This window comes from Alicyclobacillus fastidiosus (assembly GCF_026651875.1).
Classification (GTDB): domain Bacteria; phylum Bacillota; class Bacilli; order Alicyclobacillales; family Alicyclobacillaceae; genus Alicyclobacillus; species Alicyclobacillus fastidiosus.
Genome location: NZ_CP104067.1, coordinates 1,837,087 through 1,857,197, shown reverse-complemented (window position 1 = coordinate 1,857,197; position 20,111 = coordinate 1,837,087). Strand labels below are relative to the sequence as shown.

Here is a 20,111-nt window from a genome sequence, read left to right as displayed (position 1 = left end):
ATGTTACTCAACACCGTCAGAAAGGAGTGGGCAAGTAGCAATTAGTTGCAAAAGGTATGTATATGGTGCACGCTGTAAGGCACAACGTGCGAAGCCAATTCTCTAAGAGGACGCGCATTTGCTGGTTCATCACCAGCGTGGGTGCTTCGATGGTCTGTTACGCCGTAAACGCTACGATTGTGTCCTCCGATCAGATGGTCTGATCGAGGGTCTGCGCCACCAAGCAGACTAGGCTTCTTCATCGAAACACCAACGCCGGCCGCGAATCCGGCGTGATAGTTTGCACACCACCGAAAAGTTCACCCCTTTCGGTGGACTGGAGATTTACTACAAGGCATACAAAAAGACGCCTGCATTAGCAAGCGTCTTCTCAATGGGGCCTACTACCATAATACACGGGAATCTTGATCACGAACTGTTGAACTATTGGTAGTTCACTGTTGGATTACTGTTGACTTTCTAACCATACAGCAGGTGAGAAAGTACAGATCACGGGCTGTAGTTGGTCCAAGTAACCCCCTGATCTACCTTGGAACCCTAGAATGACTTGGTTCTTGTTCAACGACAGAACCGGGAACACTTTCGCCCCATCTGGCGATGGAGGCCACACGAATGGTTGTTCATAATTTGTTTTAAACTGAAGCTGGTTTACATACTTACCGGCAGTACCTGAAATAGTCGTGAGACGTTCACGCGGTTGCAGGTTAAAGGGCTGGCTGGCTTTCCCCCCCTCTCCCCCATGCCACCAAGTAGTTTCCTTCCCGTTTCCATCTACGTAAGTCACTTCTAATCGATCTACGTAAGCACCCCCACGTATGACAATACGTGCAATTCTTGTCTGATTAAGAACAGACTTGTAAGTAACGTCTTGGAATGCGTCGCCGCCTGAGCCTCCCCAATATGGTTCGTTCGCATTTATACGAAAGTTAAGTTCTGGCACGCCAAACTTTAAGCTCTGCAGGTCAGGAATTTCGTATTGTTGAGATGGGTCGTCATAAATCTTGGTGATTAACGATGATAGCTCCGACCAATCCGATTCAATTATTTTCGCATTGTTAACGTACGTTGAATCATTTTCGTTATTCCATCCATACGTATCGTACACCCGCCCAATATACTCTACTTGATTTTTTAGATATGCCATTTTGGCAATTACTTGAGCTAATGTTACGCTTGTAAACTGTCCATCAAACAATCTCCGTGTGCGCTCAATAGGTTTAAACACTTCAGTGTTAAGAGCAGTTTCGTATCCGCTTGTCGCATAGGAAATAACTGTCGGAGCATCCGGTTCTCTAGTGGCAAACTCGCCATCAAGGAATGAGGCAATGTTGTCTGGGGAAGGTAGTTTTAAACTCTTGAAGCCATATAGCACTTGAGCAAAACGCTGTCGCGTCTGAACCGACTGTTGAACCTCAGAAAGTCCAGATTGCAGACTAGCACTAAGTGTTACACCGTCATAAATACCTTTAGCCGCGAGAGTGTTTTGAATACTTTGTTGCTCTTCTCTTGACTGAGCATAAAACACATATACCCCGATATACTCGGCGCCTCTTTTTATTTGACTCACAAATGAGTCTCCATATTGTTGATAAAACGCGTTTAGAGTAGTCGGTGTCGGAATTTCGACTCCTTCGCGCCATTTAACATCTCTTGCGACACGATTTTCACTAACCTTATGACCATAGGCGATAACAGTAATGCTATATGTCGTCAAGGACAGGCTCTGCGCAAACGAAGCCTTATCACTAACGCTATAACCCAAATACGACACGGACGCAGATGCCGACAGATTGATAGCTCTTGTAAATGATTCAAAGTCTGTGACGACCCGATATTGTGTAGTCAGAACCGCTCCGATATCATCATATTGTCCGTGAAGAGCACTCAAACATCCCGAGTCACTAAATGTATTATAGCCCTGAAAGATATTTGCTACGTTAAGTCTTCCTGTTACCAAATTACTCTCTACAACTTGCTCCATCCGTACACACCCTTACAGATAATTTTGCATTGCACAGTAATGTACGTTGGAAGAAGATGAAATATCACGGATTTGTATCAAAAATTAACAACATAGGACATGCACACCTTTTCAACCATAATCATCAATCACCCCATAGAAAAAGCAATCAGCATAAGCCGACTGCCCACTTGTCAAACTGATGTAACGCCTTCTTCCGCGCTAATCGGTATTCCTCATCCGTCAACGCTACGCCGTTCCGCGCCGCGATCCTGCATACCTCTTTCCAATGCTGGTCTATGACGTATTTGTGCCAGAGAATCAAGTACCACTCGTGATACCAGCGTTTCATCTCCTCGAGAGCAAATGAGATGATTTCCTTGCGCTCCTTCAGCATCTCATACACCTGCTCTGCCTCGGCACGTTCAGCCAACCTTAGGTCGGCGACGCGCTCTGTATCCGTCAGTTCGATATGGTCCTCATCGCCTCGATACAGTTTTCGCCCAATGCTTCTCAGTTGCGCACGTTCTATCAGGTCGTCCGTATTGGCATTATTTAAACGTTTCGCTACGCGCGCCCGGGATGCGTACATGTAACGGAATTCCTCAGGTCTCACATGTCGCTCGATGATGGCTTTCGTCTCTTGTTGATGTTCAGTCAGTTCACTAGGCAGATGCTGCAGATACGCTAGATAATCCTCTTCTGGCCCCTTAGGAGTGATGCGCGGCTCATGAATTAAACCAATCCCACGCATCTTACGCTCTTGTATGGCAATCTCCACGTCTATGGTACGGAACTCTCGAAGTCGTTCAATCAAGAATCGCTCTCTGTCGCTGAAGTACTCGGCCTCGAGTTCAAAAGACTGCTGCTCTAATTTTTCACCCTGTTGTTGCATACGCTCACCCCCACTTATACACAGAAGGTTGTGAATATCCTGTGGATTACTCTTCGTGTGTTTGAATCTCATCTCGTTCGGTGATAATAGACACGTTGCTAACTCCTTAGCTCTGTAAACCCTTGAATGACCGCCCGGTAGAATACTGTGGCGGTATTTTTTATCCCATCCGGCGTTACCATGAGTGGTCATGAATACTCTGTGGAACAATCGGTGAAGTTACTTTCGGCGGCCTCACCGTCCGCTCACCGATAGGCACCGCCCAGTCGTCCATGCTGTGGCGGTGTTCTTTATCCCAACACTTCAATCTCTATCTCCAACCTCGGGTTCTGCTTGTCCACATCAAAGTCCATCACCTGCGGCAGTACCCAGCGGTCGTCTTCCCATACAACGCCTGTGAGCGCGTCCTGGAGCAGTTTCAGCGGGTTGTCCTGGTCATGCCTGCGTCTGTCGCCCCAGAAGTACCAAACCTTCAGCGCAACCTTCGTTCCGTTCGGCACCATCTGCTGACGCCGTGCCATCATCCACGCCTTTGCTTCCCACGCAGCCTCTTTCTTGAAGGCCAGCGCCTTCGGCGTCGGTACCCGCATGCGCCGCCCACACTTAGTGAAATTCCGATAGGCATGATTGACGCTAGGTGGTAAGGGAAGCACTAATCGTGTACTATTAGCCACTCGGTCACCCTCCCCACTTATCTTGTCCGGTGTTCGTACCTATCCATCCCGTTACAATTTGAGTATCTTGTATCACTCCTGTGGGGCCGGCCCCTACACTCACTCCCACTCAGACGTGATGACTTCGGCCCCATCAGAGCTGTATAGTGACTAGGCACTTGTCCGTACCAATTCATTGGAAACCGGATTATGATCTCACACGCCGTGGGAACGGCAGTTCAAAATTCGGTTCGCAGCCGAGCTGTCGTTCCAACCACGTCCCAGTTATTCAGCCACAGCATCACCCCCTTCAAACTCCTAATCTTCAGACCCAGTGCTTCGACATACTTTGCACCCGAGACTGGATATACTAGTCAACGTGTCTTGGGAAGGGCAGCGATTGTGGCTGCCAGTGCCGTCAGCGTAGGTGGGGCTGACGGCGTACCATCCAGTAATCACTCATCCATGTCACCCTCTCTTATACACTTAGCGTCATATCCAAAATATTCCGTGTTTCTGCCGTCCCGTCGTATCCCAAACGAACCAGGCATAGTCCGTTGCGTCCGTTCCGTTCCCTGTAAAACTTGGCCGTTTCGTCAGCACATGTATCGCTGTCGGCGGGTGTTTCTCCCAAAACTCTTTCCGACTCTTGGAGGCAAGGAAGTTCAGCCGAAGCAGCATAATCACGCAATTGGCTAGTGTCAGTGACTTCTCGACGAATTCTTGTGCGAGCGAGAACGGCGGGTTCGTGATGATGAAGTCGAAGCGCTCTCCGAAAAATTCATGTTCGAAGAAATCTCGACCTCGCTGTATTTCGCACCAGTCGATATGCGACACCCACTGCACATGCTCGATGACTCTCCATATGGCTCCATCGCCGCAGCACGGCTCCAACACCCGGCTATCGCTTGTCCACACAATTTCCTTGGCGATGGCCTCAGTACACCACGTTGGCGTCGGATACGAGTCATATGCATTCCGCTTGTGGTTCGCCCGGTTAGTCGCACTCATTGCACCAACGCCTCGCAATACTCTTTGACTTACTCAATCTGCTTCTTCGTCGTCACGTTCTCGCTCAACAACTCCAGGTACTCTTAAGTAGATATAGCCCTCATGTTGTTGGCTGTGAGCCATTGGATGACTTCTGGTGGTGGGGTCATTGTGAATCCTCCACTTGTTTATCAGCCAACAAATCACGGGCGATGTTAATCGCTTTTTGTAGAACATCAAGACCTTCGACGTTATCGAATTTGAACAGGATGGTTGGTGGAGGAGTCTTCTCGTCATTCGGCAGAGATTCACCAACTTCGTGCTTTTCGATGGTATGAAAACCAACACATACGTCACCGTTCAGTAGGCATGTCCCAACCGCCACGGTTCCGTGGCCAAAGGTCACTCGTAGAGACTCAACATCAGGAAAATCCTTATATCCGATCAAATGAATCACTATTCACCCTCCTCAAACTCACTCTTCACCAGCTCGAACGCCTGCTGAATCGTCTCAATAGGCACTCCCTTGATGGTCATGTATCTCAAGATGTCTCCTGCAACCTCACGCGCGCTGGGCGGCGTTTCTGTGATGCTCAAACCTTTTCACCTCAAGCGATAATTCAATTGCATGCCGGACGCTTTTTCCTCCGGCGTCAAACTCATCAGAACCGTGTAGTTACGTGCCATTTCGTATATCCGGGACCCAACGCCTTCGTCGATCTCACACAGTTGATCGACCGTCTTCTCACTGCTCACCAAGATTGGCTTGTGATTCAGATAGCGATAGTTGATAATCCCGAAAAGCTGTTCTAAGGCAAACGGTGTAGGCTCCTTACGTCCCTTGAAGAGGTCATCGATGTACAGCACCTCGACCTTCCGCAGAACGCCTACACGCCGTTCTAGGTCGTCCATGTCATCCCGCAACTCGTTCATACCCTCGACCCACGGGAAGTAGAGAACCTCGATCCCTTTTCGCATCAGGTTGTTGCAGACCGCCATCAGCAAGTGTGTCTTTCCGCATCCAGGGCGCCCAAGCAGCGCGATGGAATTGCACCGGTCATCAACCAACTCAGCGAACTTATCGTTGTACTCCTTGGCCACCTCATAAGCGATTCGGACTGCCTGCGGACGCCCAGCGATACTGAAGTTGCGGAATCCCAGGCGTTGAAACTCTTCAGTGATGCGCGATGACCTAAGCACGCGGAGTGCCCTGCGTTTTTCCGAGCAGATGCACTCTCTTGCGGAAAAGACTTCGCCGGGAGACACGCTAGAGATAGGCATTGTCGCTCCGTCGTCCAGCACTGCAACCCATCCGGTATCCCCACATTCAGCGCACTTGCTCTTGTCTTGGAGGGATACGACCGATGATGTGCCCTGTTCCCGTGATGGACGGTTCTGAGCCAGTTCTGACAGTCGTCTTAGTCCCTCGGCTACGTGATTCATAACGGATGCTCACTCCTTCGTGCTCAATGGCCTGCTCGAGCGTTTTGATGTCTTTGGCTAGGTACCCGCGCACAATGCTGTCTGCGTATTTCGCTGGATAATCTGCGTTGCTCGATTTTTTTAAGGCGTGGATGACTAAGTCTGCATGTACACCTTCATCCAGGTATTCCAAGAGCAAACGGATATTTTTTTCGTCTCGACGCATAGGCCCGCAAATTTGCTCATAGGCTTGTACAAGTTCTTGTTGGGCGCGTATCCTATCTCTCTCTAGATCTTTATTTGGATCTGAATATGGATCTGAATCTGATATAGCATCGTTTTGCAGATGCAAATCAGATGCATTTGCATTGCTCACGGGATGCAATTGCACTGCTTTTGCATCCTTTGATTTTTCTTTCTGCCACCTCATAATTGCTGCAGCAGTGCGCTTTTCTGACCTGTCCACCATCTTCGTGAACTCCTTGTCTAAGCGCTTATTCCGAATCAAACCGTCGGATGTTTTTGTAAGCACTGCGTGTTCACCGTCGAGCAAAATCTCGCGAAGTTTTGCCCATTTTCTCGTCGAGACGTGCAACAAACGTGCGACATACTTGTCATCGTCAGGTAGAGCGCAGTCCTTTCCATCCCTCCACATATAGGCCAAAAGGGTGATGTAGGCTCCCGCCTCTTCCAAAGAGAGAAACTGAACATTGGGATCTGATAGCCAATCAGCCGGATAGAACGGAAAGTATGGAGCATCCATTTGTCACATCCCTACCTCCCTACTGGCACCTTAATGCGTTCACCCGGATGCAATTCACCGGTTAAATGGTTTTGCTCAATCACCCAATCCCGGGCCTTGTTCAGGTCATCCCGAGTATCAAACCGACCTACAACGCTCCACACCGTATCCCCGTTCTGGACCGTGTATATAACCGTCTGGGTGTCTGCCGGGACGTTGCCTTTGTTCACTCCGTAGACCAGGGCGCCCATTAAGAGCGCACCAGCCATCAGGAACACAATGAGCGACACTGGCTTAGAACGGCTCCGGGGCGTGCTTACGCTAGGAGCTCGGTGTAGTGTAAAACGTGTCTCAGTTGCTTCGTTTCGCGGCAATACTTGCACGTTTCGCATCGCGTCGGTTCCTCCAGTCCGCTCTTTACAGCCAATATCCGAGGCATGTTCTTTTCGATTTCCTCGAGTTCCATCGACATCCGACTGACGTCTACGTTGATGATTTGTTTATCCGGCGGATCCTCTTTTGAGACCGCTACGATAAGCGGTTCTAACCACTCACCGCTACCAGACCATCGGCTCTCGATCTCCGCGTACAACGCGACCTGACGCAGGTATCCGAAGGCCTCGACGAAAGAGACGTAGCCATATTGCTTGTCCCAGTACTTATCCCGAATGGACTTCACTGTCTTAACGTCTGCGAAACGCCCACCCTCGCGGTTATAGCTGTCGAGCTTTACCTTCCAAAGGCACCCGGCGAACTCTGCCGTCATAATGACTTCTTTCTGACCGTCCAGAACGAACATGCACATCCGGTCATTTGAGATGGTTTGATACATCCGCTCGGCGAGTTTGAACTGGGACCGTAATTCGCCCTTTTGGGTAAACAACTCGGGACACGATTGCTTGAACTCCTCCAATGTGCCCTCGAGAGCCGCATGCACGTACGTTCCCATCAATAGCGCATCCGAAGGTTCCTCTTTCCACAAGCCATTAAGTTTCGCCATGGCAGCAGCCTCACAGGTGACGAAGTCCTTGTACTGACTGTTGCTCATGTACTCACGATTGGCTTCAGTCGAGTGGTAATTTTGGTTGTTCAGTTCCAGCATCCGGAGAATCACCACCTTCTAACGCCGCTTTAAACGCATCCTCCGTCTTAGATACTGTTGGTGCAGTTGAACGAACGTCGAAGTAATCCTCAATCTTGGCCATTCCATCGCGAAGAGCTTTGAAAATGCCGCCGAGCCTGACGTAATCACGTTCTGTAAAGGCGTCGATGTTGTATCCGAAGTAGTCCTCAACGAGGTCTTTGGAAACTCCGTAATCTGTCTTGAACATGTTCAAAGCCTTCATTAGGCGGTCTTTCAAAGGCTCTGAGTGGCCGCTCATCAATGTCTTTTCACACTTCTCCATCGCCTTGTCGACAATGTCACCGGGGATGATTCCCAAGATGCACGCCCGAACGCGACGCGCTCCCTGATTAGCGACCGTTTCGTAAATATCACGGGGATCCGTAAGTTTTGTGACGCCCTTCTTGGTGTGTCGCTCATGTTTAACGGTGAAGATCTTCGTCTGACGTGTATTGGTTTCCAAGTCCCAGGCGTACGCCATAACCTGTGATTCACCGTTCTTTTGGTCGAGCTCCATGATTCCGTAATCCACGTTCCCCCAGCACTGAGCAAGGACTTCAGCCAAGCGGATAGATGGTCCGGATACTTTGCTACTCCCGCGTGAATACTCGTACGTCGATTCCTCGGCCAGTTTCCGCCGTTCGCAAGCCTCCATAATTCTGTTGAAGGCTTGGTACTGATCTCGTGGAAAACGTTTCGCGATGACCATTGCGGCCTGAACCTCTTGAGCTTGTCGAGATACCATCATCTCGGTTGTTGTGGCCTTCGGCTGAGGACGTTTCATGTAGCTCTCAATTTGAACTTCCGACTCTGCTAAACTCACTCTTCATCCCTCCGCTTTTCAGATTCAGGCAACAAACAATCGACGTGATACATCCATCCGCTTACAAAATCCAGTTGATGTGGTTCGGTTTCATCAACATCCTCGCCGCATACTCGACAAACTTTCATACCGCCAACTTCCTCCTCTTAGCCGCTTGTTCAGCGCAGAAGTCGCAAAGCTCACCATGGCGCGTTTCTGGCTTATCCCACTCTTCACACGATGGACATTGGACAAAATAGGCTTCTCGGCAGTCTTCGCAAACATCAATCTCACCCAGGACCGTGTCGTCTATATGGACCCGATGGAGTTCTAGAAACTCGTAGTTGCACATTGGGCATTCACGAATTTCTTGCATCTACCGCACCGCCTTTCGTTTTGGTAAGCTTGAAGATAAGAATTGTTTTTCTTGTGTACCTACGTCCGTTGTTGGCGTAGGCTTTTTTATGTCCCGCTCTATATGTCTCACTGTACCTAGTTCCCCAAAATCACAATTTGTGTAAAATCCGCACGTTTTGTGAAGCTCATCCGTTGTATGATTCAGATGTAAAGCAGTTGGCTCTCTTGGTGGACAACGAACCATTCTCGAATGGCTTTGATTTGCTCCATCAAACGGTCTAGCATCTGGACACCTCCCGCCCGGTCGATAATGTGAAAGACCAACTCCGGTTTATGTAACTTGCCGGATTCGAGGTTGCTCACCACTGATCGGTCTATCAAGTTTTCCTGTGCCACATCCTCCTGCGTAAGCCGCTTCGCTGTTCTTACCACGCGAACGGACATCGCAAGCGTTTCTCTCCGTAACACCCTGTTTCGCCTCCCTTACATAACTGCCGCAACGGATATCCTCATCCGGGCCTGCTATCCACAACAGGCTGCGGTCTCCGCTTCACTTCCCCAGATCCTTCTCTAGGAGCGATGCATGTGACACCGAAAGTTGAAAAGACACTCCAGCTGATTCAATGCCTCATGGACGACCTTACGAATGAGCTTGTCGACCGTTACGACGACGTTCGTGTTGAACTTTCGATCACCGCCGAACCTGTTAAACACCAACAGCATCCTTTTTCAGCGCAACCGAGTTGTACCAGGACCAGAAGGCATCTCGTGGAATCAACACTCGATTTCCATCCTTCAAGGAGGGGAAATCTTTTCGACGAATGATGTCGTAGGCTTTCGGCTTACTGACCCCGAAGATTTCAGCAACATGCGTAGCTGTAAGCGTCAATGGGTAGTCCGTAATGTCCAACTTATTCACCTCCGAATTGCCGCCTGAGTGGCCCAAATCGTGTTTCCTGCAACTCAATGAGTCGTTCCAACTCCGCGTTGCTGGTCGTCGCTTTGTGGTGACACGGCCAGCAGATGTACATCAGGTTCCGCTCGTCATTCACATCGTCGAACGTGTACCACTTGCGATAGAACCGACCTCTCGGAATCACGTGGTGGACTTCATTGCCGGGCGCACCGCAGGACTGGCAACACTGATCGCGCTGTTTGATGCGTCCTCTGAGTGCGGGAGTGTACGTCGACTTCTTCCCCTTGAACTTAGGGAGCGGTGCTGGATGGAACTCAGTTGCAAGGTTCACTGAGTGACCACTTCCCGTGAAGCCAACTCACGTTTGAACAGATTGATGAAGTAAATCTGACCTCGACCCGTTACCTTTGGAGTTTTACTGACCGTAACGCGATTGTCAGAATGAATGATTGGCGTCTCTTTTACTTCGAATAGGCCCAGATCCATGGAACGCTGAGTCGGCATGTTGCGGTCCATCCCGAAACGCTTAATGAGATACCCTCTGTCTCTCAATTGCTCGAATAGCCTCTTCTCACCAATGTCCACGCCGTTCTGGCGAAGGATGACTGCGAGTTCTCTAACCAGAATGCTTGTCTGACTCACGCTAACGGCTTCTGCAAACAGTACCTTTGGCTTGTCTGCTTCGATTCGTTGTCCAAGCGAAGCATTTTCCGACTGAAGCTTTTCGTTCTCTTCAACCTGGGCGACAAGAGCGATCAATGCTTCTTTGTAGTTTTGAGGAAGTGCATGCCCGGCACCCTGCGCCCGTTCCATCTCTTCGAACTTGGTCACATAAGCGGCTGTGAATAACACGCCTTTTTCACCAGTCATCTTGTTAGCTACCATGTCGCAGCCTTTGCGTGTGAGGTAGTAGTGCCGGTATTCTCTTCCGGTTCCTGCTGTGTAGGTGCTTTCGATAAAGAATTCATCAACCCTCAAATTTGAGGAATGACTCAAGATAGCGACATATCCATCGATATCTCTGACAAGATTGTCATGACGACGTTCGGTCATTCGCGCCACCTCGCGACTATCAGCCACGAACCGACCATTTCTTTGAACCACATTAAATTGGTTCATCCTATACACCCCGTTCCTTGACAATTTGATAAGCGCTACAGTTCGAAGGATTCACTCTCCTGAATGTGGAAATTGTTTGGTGCGACCCATCACCCACAAAAGGAGATGAATAAAATTGACTAAAGAAGACCTAGTTGATGTCGGGTGGAAAAGTTTCGAAGCGGAGTGCCAGAAACTTAACGCCGAAATCGCCACTGAGATGGTTACAAAAGCTCCTGTCATCAATTACGACCAAGTCTCTGCGTTCAACTATGTTGAGTACCGGGCGATGCTGAAGGCTGTAGCAGATATGATCGAATCGCGATTCGCTCAGCTTCAGTCTGACTTGCAGCATCGATAATTTTTTCCGCTAGTTCCAGTCCAGCGGCTCCTGTGACAGAAATCATCTTGTCAAACTGAGCCGCTGTTCTGGCAAATCCTAATTCTTCCCTCACGATCTCTCGAACACGTTGCTCGTCCATCGAGCACCTCCTTAGGCTGTGGCACACGTGTTGCTTACTACATGCACCTTTTTGTTCCCTTTAGACACATCACTCTCAAACAAAGACATGTCACTGTTCAAAGCGTTTGAGATGCGTTGCGCCACCTTCAAGGACGGATCCTTTACGCCACGTTCAATGTTCGTGTAGTACGCTCTTGAAATTCTAGCTCTCTCAGCCACGTTCTTCTGAGAAAGTCCCAGTTCCTCACGGCGATTCTGAAGCTTTGAACGCCTGGTACCACTCATGTGCTCACCTCGCTTATGTGCCCTTTCGGAACTTCAAACACATTATATGTGCCCTTAAGACACTTTGTCAACACAATATTGTTCCTAAAAGACACGTTCCCGAAGGGAACATTCTGTTACAATGGTTCCAATGACAGGCGGTGTTAAGAATGTCGTTCGCGGACCGACTTAAAAAACTCCGAGAAAGCCGAGGTTGGACTCAAGAAGACCTCGCGGACAAGCTCGGAGTATCGAGAGCGACCATTGCGGGATATGAAACGAAAGGGAAAATCCCGCGTGATGACACGTTAATTGCGATTGCTGATTTGTTTAACACGTCAACTGATTATCTGTTCGGTCGAACCGACTTACGTCACCCAATTATCGATCCAGACTTAGGGGCCGACATCAGCGACCTCACACCTGAGGAAGTCGAGTTCCTGAACGAACTCAAAGAAGAGGTTGCTTTTAAGGACTTTCTGAAGGACCCAGAAGAGAAAAAACGCGAGCTCATCGAAACAGTAAAGATGCTTATGCGTGGACGAAAGAAATAACCTTCGGCGGTAGCGAAAAAACGTTGCCGCCTTCATTTAAACCCTTAAACCGAACATATGTTTGCATACATGGGGGAAGTAACATGTTAGAGACATCAACTGCAGTGACAGACGTACAGAAATTCACCCGAGCGTTGTATCAAGACTTGGGCATTTACACCCCGGTCCAAATCGACTTCGAATACATAGCGTCGGCCATCGGCGTTGAGATAAGGTATTGCCCGGTCGGCAGCAAGGCGTTCATGAAAACACGTATCGCTCAAGTGGATAGTCGTTTATCACCAGTAGAGCAACGCGATGAACTCGCTCACGAGATCGCACATATCATTTTGCATTGTGGTTCTCAACTGCATCTACCGAAATTGTTTATAGAGTTACAGGAGCGACAAGCCAACATTTTGGCTGCGGAACTGTTGGCCCCGATGTATATGGTCAAGCAATTATTCGAATCCGAGTCGATGCCGAACGATGAGAGGTTGGCTGCGATCGCACTGTCAGAGGTATTCCACCTCACTCCGGCCATGGGTAAAGCAAGAATCGCCAAATACAAACAACTTCTTTGGTACGAACACACGCCTCAATTTGGTCGTGACTTTGACAACTCGATTTGGATTGGGCACACGCGACTCATGTTCAAGAACGGTCAAGTCGTAGGACGCCGCAGACACGTTGACTAAGGAGATGATTAACATGAGTTCTTATCCAGTTAGTGTTTATGGAGCGATTCCAAGCTTAAATGTCACATATGTCGATGCTGTCAGTAATCCGCCGCAGCTGGCCGTGAAATCCTATGCACCCTATAAACGATTCGCGGTTGAAATCGTTGATGACGGTTTAGACACCGCTGGTCTAAGAACCGGCGACTATGCTGTGTTCCGAGAACAGGGATGGCCAAATGATGAGCTCCAAGTCGTTTGCGTTGCATTCGGCAACGACATGACACTTCGGATCCTCGAAGGCATTCAGATGCGCGAGCCATTCCTACGCACGGCGCGCGACGTGGTCCGAGAGCAACGACATCGGAATGATTTCATAGTTCTCGGCATCCTCGACGGCATCATTAAAGCCGACTTTGTTGAATTCATGGAAGTCGAAGAAGAAGCATTCGAATGGGGGTGTTAGTATGCGCGGTCACGTACGAAAACGCGGAAAGAAGTGGGCCATAGTCGTCTTCATCGGTATCGATGACGCAGGAAAGCGTAAATACAAATGGTTCAGCGGATACGAAACCAAGAAAGAAGCGGAACGAGATCTCCCAAAGAAACTCCAAGAAGTCGGTGACATCGGGTTTGGAGTCGCTGATGATGAGGCGCTCGAATCTTTTATAAATCGATGGCTTGAAGATAAGGCCACACAGGTACGGCCAAATACGATGCGATCATACAGATGGCCAGTGAACTCCTATATCATCCCGAAACTAGGGAATCTGAAACTGAGCAAAATCACACCTCGCCACTTGCAGAATCTCTATACATCCATGCGAACAGGCGAGAAATCAGTCAGCAATCGAACTATCCAGTTAACTCATGTCATACTTCATGACGCCCTAGATAGGGCAGTTAAATGGGGCATCCTTAGTCGAAACGTCGCCGAGGCGGTTGAACCCCCAAAAGTCGAACGCAGACACACGACAATCTGGACGTTGGATCAGGCTTTAAACTTCCTACAGATAAACCGTCCTCATGAAGACAGATGTTGGATTGGGTTTTACATAGCCATCATGACTGGAATGAGGCAGGGTGAGATACTTGCGTTAAAGTGGAGTGATATCGATTTTGACCGTGGTTTCATCCGCATCCAAAGGACATTATCGTGGGTCAACGGGATTCCCATATTCCAAGATCCAAAGACCGAAAAGAGCCGTCGTTCAGTTGCGATGTTCGAGGATTTAGGAAAGACACTTACGAATCACCGCCGGAAACAAATCGCCGAGAAACTTCAGATGGGGTTAGCATACGAAGATAACGATTTGGTTATCGCCCGTATTGATGGGAGACCAATGCACCAGAGGACGTTTGCGGATGCCTGGTATCGTTCGCTGAAACGCACTGACTTACCGCATATCCGATTCCATGATCTGCGGCACACTCATGCATCCATTCTCCTCGAACAAGACGTGCATCTCAAAGTTGTTTCGGAACGCCTCGGACACTCCACCATCAGCATCACAGCCGACCTCTACTCTCATGTGCTCCCTGGGTTACAAAAGCGTGCTGCTGATACATTTGGTGAAGCGGTTCGGAAAACGCAGAAATGAGACTGCAAATCAATTTGCAAATCAACCGCATTTTCTCGGATTGTTCGGGATTGATTGAGGAAATCGAAAAACCGCGTCAGGACAGGCATTGCTTTAACGCCCTTTTACCGGTTTTACTGGGTTAGATACCCGCACTACCGACTTAAAATCTGCCGGGGGAAACCCCGTACCGGTTCGAGTCCGGTTCTCGGCACCATATAAGAACCTTTTAGTTATGCGATATCTCAGGCCATTTGAGGTATCGTATTTTATGTTTATCTGTCTCGATGATTTTGCATTTGCGTTTGAGGAAATGGGCGGATTTAGTGCTGAGGAGGCTTTAAGAGGTTGTCCGAAAAGCATCCGATTCGAGTAAATGTCTAGCCAAATACATGAATACAGGCTTCCTGATATGGGATAAGTTTACTTGGTAATTTGGTGAATGCCTCCGTATGGGAACACATTGCCTGCTCACCCTTGAAAATGGGCGCACGAACCCCTTGTCAGTAACATTGGCTTTTGTTTATTTTCCAGGTTCTGCTTGCCTATGCAGCGATATCGAGTTTCAATTGCTCGGCCTGGACTGTATACATTTGTGTAATTCGCTCTATGTGGTCATCAGGCAGCATGGTCTCTCGAATGTGACCTATCCTCGCCTGCATGAGCTGGAATATATCCTGCATGGTGAAGAAGGACTGTACTCGTTTGTTTGTTCGTACAGGCACCTTCTTGTGTTTCATAACTGTTGTCAACTCATTGGACTCTTGCGCAAAGGACAGCTCAATCTGCCTTCTGAAATCAAGCATCTGGGCATGCAGCATGGTGCCTTGTGGCACCGGGCCGTATGCAATCGGTTTGTCGTCAAAGGAAAATTCGAATTGCCTGCTGCATACCCCGGATAGCGGGCATGACTGGCATTTCTCTGAGTCCCCACGAAACCAGGAAGTGGCCGTTTTCCAGTCAAAGCCATCCCAAATCAGTCGTTCGCCTTGTTCGCACTCAGGTTGCCCATGTTCATTACATTCCTCTGGCATCACCATACCACTGCGAAACCCTGTAACCACAGCCATACTGTGTTTGTGGTATGCCTCCTTCTGGTCATCCGCATCTATGTAACCCATGTCGGCAACGAGATACTGAGTGCGCATTTCGTTAATCTGCCGGAGTTTCTCTATCAGTGGAAGCATCACTCGAATGTCGCCCACATTCGCAGGCTTAAGGATAGACAACAAGGCCACAGGTCCTTGAGATGTTCTTACTGCAATCGAGTGCTTCCGGTAACCAACGAAGAAACGGTTCTGGTTCACCTTGCTGCGCTGTGCCCCATAGGTGGCGTCCGGGTCAGAAAACGTTTTTTCACATGTGCAAACTGACTTAACCTCACAATCGCAGCGTTTTTTCTTGTATCCGTTGACATTGGCGTAAATCGGACGAGAGTCAATAGCGGCGAGGGTGTCCTGGATGAATCCCTCCATGTGAATGGATTGACGTATAAACTCGTCACGAATTTGTTCGAATACGTCCGGCCCTACTTTGTTACGGAAGTCACTCAGGCTCTGGTGTGACGGAACCTTTGCTGGATTGGGTACACCGATGAAGCTGCGCCACGCCTGGTTCTTTGGGTCTCGCAACTGTTTGCACAATTGACGGAATGAGGTAATCTCCGGCCTAGTGAAATACAGATAGTGCATCCGGAAATAGGCGATTGGAGATGCGGGTCTGCGTCCTCTCTTGTCGTACAGGGGTCCGACGAGCAGGTCCAGGAATGAGTCGTCAATGTGATCTACGTAATCAACGAGTTCGGGGTCGAAGCCAAGCGTGTTATAATAGGCGTATGGAAGCAGGTCTAACTGCAAATCTATGGAAAAACGCACCTCCAGAACTGGAAAATTTGACGGCTGGATACCTTCAATTTTACCAGTTTTGCGGATCGGTGCGTTTTGCTATTTACTCAAAATTGCGGGCTTTTCGGACACGCTCTTTAAGCTGGTTCCACAACAACGTGGTTCCAGACGTCGAATAAATATTATCGCTATGAGTATAAACGATACAATAAATGGACAAGCTGATACAGCACGTGTCACGAGCAGGCGATCACATCCGTGTTGATGTGGTCGTCCTTTTGTTGTCCGTCACTGAAACGGTTACTTGTATCAGGAGTTAAAACCAGAATATGCAATGTGTTTTTTTAATGTTTATGTGATGTATTAGCTGAATTTATGAACAAATTAAGGATGACCGTCTTAGACAACCTTCGACACTTCTCCCGTGGTATTGTAATTCGGTGTTGAAATTTAGGGGTTCGTTAGGTGGAATCGAATAACATTATGATAACTAACCTGAAGTATAGTGCTGTGGAAGAACTTCGAAGTCAAATGATAAAAATTGCAGAAGACCGAGGCAGCCTTACACATCCCTATGTTATTGCCGCAAGCCAACGCCTGGACGTCCTGATTAATCGTATTCAAACCAAATGTTTCAAGGTGTATCGTTCACGTTACAGTAAGAACAAGCGTCTGGTGATTCGTTCCTTTTGGACTGCTTACAAATTCCGAGTGGAACGTCTTTCCCATCTACACGCCTGAACCCAGTCTTGAATACAGTACTGCTGCTGGTTGTTTGATGTATTGTTTTACAGTGAGTGCAATAAAACTCTTTTGTTGTCGTAAATACCACCACCTTTTTCTGAATTATAGACTTTTTACATTCGGAATGTTAACTAGATGCATCATCTAAGTTTACCTTTTCGATAAACAACCAGATGAGTGCAAATGGGTTAGCTAGTCGTGCTGATAATGCCACCTACATTTATACTCCAATTAGCGATCACATTCCCGTGGTCGTTTTTTTTATGCCTCCACCAATCGACGGACTTTGCGCTAACCACGTCATATACTGTAGACGTCAACGCATGGGCGTTCACCATCGACCCGCCACTTCACTCTCCTTACTTTCATTGGACAGTCCACTTTACGCGGGCTACTTTTTTGCGCTAGCACAATCGTTACGTATTCAGAATAAGGTCTCAACCTCCACGCTTCTACAATGAGGGTGCTGCTGTTGTTTGGTTGTCTAACAACCCCCGAGATATACATATGAGCCCCCCACGATGTCATTTCGTAGGGGCACCTTTTTCTTCGCTGATAGGTCTGCAGTTTAATGATTCCTCCTCTTGCGATAATGACTATTACGACATTCATCCGAATCGCAAAGTGAAGAGCCACAGGCACAAGATGAAAAAATGAGCATCGTAGGAAGTTAGCCGTTGTACGGCATGTTCAGTCTGTTGCTCGTTTCCCAAGAACCATCTTCCCGTTTCATCGTTCATAACCGGTTGCCAAGCTTATCATTCGCCCGAATACCTTTCGCATCCTGCGGCGTTCTTCAGGGTAAGTAACTCCTTATAAAAGTAATATTTATCCAATGCCATCCGGGAGTAACGAACATATTATGGAATCACAAACGCTAATTCTGCAGGCTGGAACAATCAAACGATTGGACTCATGTACAAATATGCGAATGATATGTACGTCATCATTACATGAGCACCTGCCTGTGGTGAAATCTTTCCTTCATGCATGGTCGAAAGAAAGAACAATACGAGTAGCTGGACAACTAGGTAAAAATGTCTAACTGTTTTGAAGGAGTTCGGGAGAAAGGCCTCCAATAGCAGGAACGTAATCAGACTGATGATCACGTTTTTTGTAAAGAATTCATTTTTGCTCTTCTCATCGATTTCCCGCCACTCCTTTTATGCAGTTTCTGTACTGTATATACACATGCTTAACCGCCATTCATGAGCGGATATGAGCACAGGTGCATCACAATTATGGTCCTGTGCGATATGCCGTTTGTTCACTGTATCCCGCACGAACAGCTGCTTGTGTGGCGTTCAAATCGATGAGATACTCCTGAACGAATCGCTCCTGTTTAGGGGTTAACTTACCCATTTCAACGTCACCTCCCCAAAATAAAAACCCGCTGAAGCGGGATAATACAAAATCCTCAATCAGTTGTTCGATATAAAATCGTTACATACATCGTTTCTCCAACGTATGACTCCGGTGTACCATCGCCAAATGCTGAAGCGGATGTTCGTATATCAACTATTTGATCCTCAGATATTCCAGAAAGCCATTCATTTACGGCTTCCTCCATGTATTCCACATTCTTGGCCCCGTTATCAAAAATCTTGATTTGCAATGCCACCGTATCCACCTCCAGATATACTCATTAGAGATACATACGGTTGAACCCAAAGGCTATGTCTTAATGTTTTTTGAACGGGGCTGATAACGTTCAGAGTCCTTCTTACTGCACCGCTCCCGCTCACGCTCCAACTTAGCCACGCAGTGGATGTTGTTGTCTCTCATGAACTTCATGGCCTCAGCCGCGTTATGCCCTCTCAGGTTCGTATAACGCATCTCATCACCTTTACATGTGACGTGACCGAATTGGACATTCTTCACTTCTCATATCTTCAACTAGGGTGATGGGTATGACAGATAAGCAACAAGAACAATTGGATCGTCTTTCCGATTTGGAAGAACGAGCAACCCGATTGGTATGTGAAGCTGACAGACTTATGAATTGTGCGAGATCTATTTATGAGGCAATTTTTGAGTTACGAGAAGAGATTTATGGAACACCATACGGAGGCCCACGCGTTTAAGTGTGGGTCATGTTCTCTTTTGTCTTAATGCTCCATGCCGGCGCTCAAACGTTGCGTTATGTATCCCCATTAGCTCCTCGAGTTCCTTACGTTCCCGTTCCCTTTGCTCCAGCCTCTACACCTGTTCGTCAAATGGTGTCACTACTCGACCATGGCATTGTTTGCAGTTGATGGGACTTGTGTCTGGTTTGACATTGTTTTTGCATACCCAGCATGGTTTCATCAGGCACCACCTCGAAAACAGTTTTATATGGTTGGCTCGCTTGCAGGCTTTGCGACTTTTGTTACTCCTCGTTGCTCGCGGGAGCTACAGAGGCTTGTACACCAAAAAGGCCACACCGAAGTGTGACCATCCTTTGGGAACCTGCAGGGGCTCAAAGTCAATCAATATGCGCCGTATCCGCCACCTGTTCCGCAACTTGGAGCGGATGCAACTGCCCCAAACGCAGGCACCAACAAGAAGAACAGAACAAAAATAATGAGGAATACGACTGCCCATTGTGTGTATCCGCCGAATGTACCCATACGATACCAACCTCCTAATTTTCGAGACCGTGTATGGTACGCGGACAATTCGTAAGTTTAAACGGACACATGTCGTTTCATGAGATCAATATTTCGCATAACTGTGGTACGACTTCCTACAGCATTCGTTACTACGGTCAAGCGCGTGATCGTTGAATGGCACACTTTAGAACTGCACTTCTTATGTGGCTCTTCACGCGTTTGACGGCAGAAACGAGTCTGCCGCATTGATTATGGGAGAAAAGGAGGGTTGCTGGTCGCTACCAGTGTTCGAGGCCCGATGTTTCAGACCACCAACGCCGGCCGCGAAACCGGCGTGACACTTTACACACACCACTGGAGACAGGCTCACTCCTTTCCGCATTCACATAGGAGAGGTTGTGGTGGAGATTCACTACTAGGCATACAAAAAGACGCCTGCTGGTCGTCATCAGCAAGC

Annotated in this window: 26 protein-coding genes and 1 pseudogene; 5 read left to right on the top strand and 22 right to left on the bottom strand. The window is 48.3% G+C overall.

Annotated features, from left to right (window positions below; all coding sequences use genetic code 11):
* Window positions 1-445 precede the first annotated feature (445 nt).
* The 18 genes from NZD89_RS09240 to NZD89_RS09155 form a co-directional block, all read right to left on the bottom strand.
* A complete protein-coding gene (locus NZD89_RS09240) occupies window positions 446-1,981 on the bottom strand; it encodes a jacalin-like lectin (protein WP_268007422.1) in 1,536 nt (511 codons plus the stop codon).
* A gap of 148 nt (window positions 1,982-2,129) precedes the next feature.
* Window positions 2,130-2,855: a hypothetical protein gene (locus NZD89_RS09235; RefSeq protein WP_268007421.1), complete on the bottom strand. Its 726-nt coding sequence runs from the start codon at window positions 2,853-2,855 to the stop codon at window positions 2,130-2,132.
* 290 nt (window positions 2,856-3,145) lie between these two features.
* The gene (locus NZD89_RS09230) at window positions 3,146-3,529 is read right to left on the bottom strand and encodes a RusA family crossover junction endodeoxyribonuclease (protein WP_268007420.1); all 384 of its coding nucleotides are present in this window, start codon (window positions 3,527-3,529) and stop codon (window positions 3,146-3,148) included.
* A gap of 471 nt (window positions 3,530-4,000) precedes the next feature.
* On the bottom strand, window positions 4,001-4,519 hold the full coding sequence (locus NZD89_RS09225; RefSeq protein WP_268007419.1) for a DNA methyltransferase family protein: 519 nt from the start codon (window positions 4,517-4,519) through the stop codon (window positions 4,001-4,003).
* A gap of 145 nt (window positions 4,520-4,664) precedes the next feature.
* A complete protein-coding gene (locus NZD89_RS09220) occupies window positions 4,665-4,955 on the bottom strand; it encodes a hypothetical protein (RefSeq protein WP_268007418.1) in 291 nt (96 codons plus the stop codon).
* Entirely contained in the window at window positions 4,955-5,095 is a 141-nt protein-coding gene (locus tag NZD89_RS09215) for a hypothetical protein (RefSeq protein ID WP_268007417.1), read from the bottom strand. Before NZD89_RS09215 ends, NZD89_RS09220 begins: the two co-directional genes overlap by 1 nt.
* 6 nt (window positions 5,096-5,101) lie before the next feature.
* Window positions 5,102-5,902 (bottom strand): DnaA ATPase domain-containing protein, encoded by an 801-nt coding sequence (locus NZD89_RS09210; RefSeq protein ID WP_431308770.1) that lies wholly within the window; start codon window positions 5,900-5,902, stop codon window positions 5,102-5,104.
* Window positions 5,826-6,683 carry a DUF1376 domain-containing protein gene (locus tag NZD89_RS09205; protein WP_268007415.1) on the bottom strand — a complete coding sequence of 286 codons (858 nt, stop codon included), beginning with the start codon at window positions 6,681-6,683 and terminating at the stop codon, window positions 5,826-5,828. Before NZD89_RS09205 ends, NZD89_RS09210 begins: the two co-directional genes overlap by 77 nt.
* 11 nt (window positions 6,684-6,694) lie before the next feature.
* A complete protein-coding gene (locus NZD89_RS09200) occupies window positions 6,695-6,952 on the bottom strand; it encodes a LysM peptidoglycan-binding domain-containing protein (protein WP_268007414.1) in 258 nt (85 codons plus the stop codon).
* 26 nt (window positions 6,953-6,978) lie between these two features.
* On the bottom strand, window positions 6,979-7,764 hold the full coding sequence (locus NZD89_RS09195) for a PD-(D/E)XK nuclease-like domain-containing protein (RefSeq protein WP_284285288.1): 786 nt from the start codon (window positions 7,762-7,764) through the stop codon (window positions 6,979-6,981).
* The gene (locus NZD89_RS09190; RefSeq protein ID WP_268008440.1) at window positions 7,727-8,569 is read right to left on the bottom strand and encodes a hypothetical protein; all 843 of its coding nucleotides are present in this window, start codon (window positions 8,567-8,569) and stop codon (window positions 7,727-7,729) included. Before NZD89_RS09190 ends, NZD89_RS09195 begins: the two co-directional genes overlap by 38 nt.
* A 35-nt stretch (window positions 8,570-8,604) precedes the next feature.
* Window positions 8,605-8,736 carry a hypothetical protein gene (locus NZD89_RS09185; RefSeq protein ID WP_268007413.1) on the bottom strand — a complete coding sequence of 44 codons (132 nt, stop codon included), beginning with the start codon at window positions 8,734-8,736 and terminating at the stop codon, window positions 8,605-8,607.
* A gap of 409 nt (window positions 8,737-9,145) precedes the next feature.
* On the bottom strand, window positions 9,146-9,412 hold the full coding sequence (locus tag NZD89_RS09180; protein WP_268007412.1) for a helix-turn-helix domain-containing protein: 267 nt from the start codon (window positions 9,410-9,412) through the stop codon (window positions 9,146-9,148).
* Between the two features lie 238 nt (window positions 9,413-9,650).
* On the bottom strand, window positions 9,651-9,854 hold the full coding sequence (locus tag NZD89_RS09175) for a helix-turn-helix domain-containing protein (RefSeq protein WP_268007411.1): 204 nt from the start codon (window positions 9,852-9,854) through the stop codon (window positions 9,651-9,653).
* A gap of 1 nt (window position 9,855) precedes the next feature.
* A complete protein-coding gene (locus NZD89_RS29560; RefSeq protein WP_369125265.1) occupies window positions 9,856-10,044 on the bottom strand; it encodes a hypothetical protein in 189 nt (62 codons plus the stop codon).
* 143 nt (window positions 10,045-10,187) lie between these two features.
* Window positions 10,188-10,979, bottom strand: a complete 792-nt coding sequence (locus tag NZD89_RS09165) for a phage antirepressor KilAC domain-containing protein (RefSeq protein WP_268007409.1) — start codon at window positions 10,977-10,979, stop codon at window positions 10,188-10,190.
* A 245-nt stretch (window positions 10,980-11,224) separates the two neighbouring features.
* The gene (locus NZD89_RS09160; RefSeq protein ID WP_268007408.1) at window positions 11,225-11,440 is read right to left on the bottom strand and encodes a hypothetical protein; all 216 of its coding nucleotides are present in this window, start codon (window positions 11,438-11,440) and stop codon (window positions 11,225-11,227) included.
* A gap of 11 nt (window positions 11,441-11,451) precedes the next feature.
* Window positions 11,452-11,706: a helix-turn-helix transcriptional regulator gene (locus NZD89_RS09155; protein WP_268007407.1), complete on the bottom strand. Its 255-nt coding sequence runs from the start codon at window positions 11,704-11,706 to the stop codon at window positions 11,452-11,454.
* Between the two features lie 149 nt (window positions 11,707-11,855).
* Between NZD89_RS09155 and NZD89_RS09150 the strand changes: the two genes are divergently transcribed.
* The 4 genes from NZD89_RS09150 (at window position 11,856) to NZD89_RS09135 (ending at window position 14,496) form a co-directional block, all read left to right on the top strand.
* The gene (locus NZD89_RS09150; RefSeq protein ID WP_268007406.1) at window positions 11,856-12,239 is read left to right on the top strand and encodes a helix-turn-helix domain-containing protein; all 384 of its coding nucleotides are present in this window, start codon (window positions 11,856-11,858) and stop codon (window positions 12,237-12,239) included.
* Window positions 12,240-12,322: 83 nt separating this feature from the next.
* Complete coding sequence (locus NZD89_RS09145; RefSeq protein ID WP_268007405.1) at window positions 12,323-12,916, top strand: ImmA/IrrE family metallo-endopeptidase; 594 nt, start codon at window positions 12,323-12,325, stop codon at window positions 12,914-12,916.
* Between the two features lie 13 nt (window positions 12,917-12,929).
* Entirely contained in the window at window positions 12,930-13,361 is a 432-nt protein-coding gene (locus NZD89_RS09140) for a hypothetical protein (RefSeq protein WP_268007404.1), read from the top strand.
* Window position 13,362: 1 nt separating this feature from the next.
* Window positions 13,363-14,496 (top strand): site-specific integrase, encoded by a 1,134-nt coding sequence (locus NZD89_RS09135; protein WP_268007403.1) that lies wholly within the window; start codon window positions 13,363-13,365, stop codon window positions 14,494-14,496.
* A 524-nt stretch (window positions 14,497-15,020) separates the two neighbouring features.
* On the opposite strand, the gene NZD89_RS09130 is transcribed toward NZD89_RS09135, so the two are convergent.
* Window positions 15,021-16,349, bottom strand: coding sequence for a transposase (locus NZD89_RS09130; protein WP_268003901.1), 1,329 nt, complete (start codon window positions 16,347-16,349; stop codon window positions 15,021-15,023).
* Window positions 16,350-16,802: 453 nt separating this feature from the next.
* On the opposite strand from NZD89_RS09130, the gene NZD89_RS30230 reads away from it, so the two are divergent.
* Window positions 16,803-17,060, top strand: a complete 258-nt coding sequence (locus tag NZD89_RS30230) for an aspartyl-phosphate phosphatase Spo0E family protein (protein WP_268008439.1) — start codon at window positions 16,803-16,805, stop codon at window positions 17,058-17,060.
* A gap of 1,248 nt (window positions 17,061-18,308) precedes the next feature.
* On the opposite strand, the pseudogene NZD89_RS09120 reads toward NZD89_RS30230, so the two are convergent.
* The 3 genes and pseudogenes from NZD89_RS09120 to NZD89_RS09110 all read right to left on the bottom strand — a co-directional run.
* A pseudogene (locus NZD89_RS09120) lies at window positions 18,309-18,425 on the bottom strand (terminase small subunit); the annotation flags it as partial.
* A 55-nt stretch (window positions 18,426-18,480) separates the two neighbouring features.
* The gene (locus NZD89_RS09115) at window positions 18,481-18,684 is read right to left on the bottom strand and encodes a sporulation protein Cse60 (protein WP_268007402.1); all 204 of its coding nucleotides are present in this window, start codon (window positions 18,682-18,684) and stop codon (window positions 18,481-18,483) included.
* An 847-nt stretch (window positions 18,685-19,531) separates the two neighbouring features.
* Window positions 19,532-19,672, bottom strand: a complete 141-nt coding sequence (locus tag NZD89_RS09110) for a hypothetical protein (protein ID WP_268007401.1) — start codon at window positions 19,670-19,672, stop codon at window positions 19,532-19,534.
* Window positions 19,673-20,111: the final 439 nt, after the last annotated feature.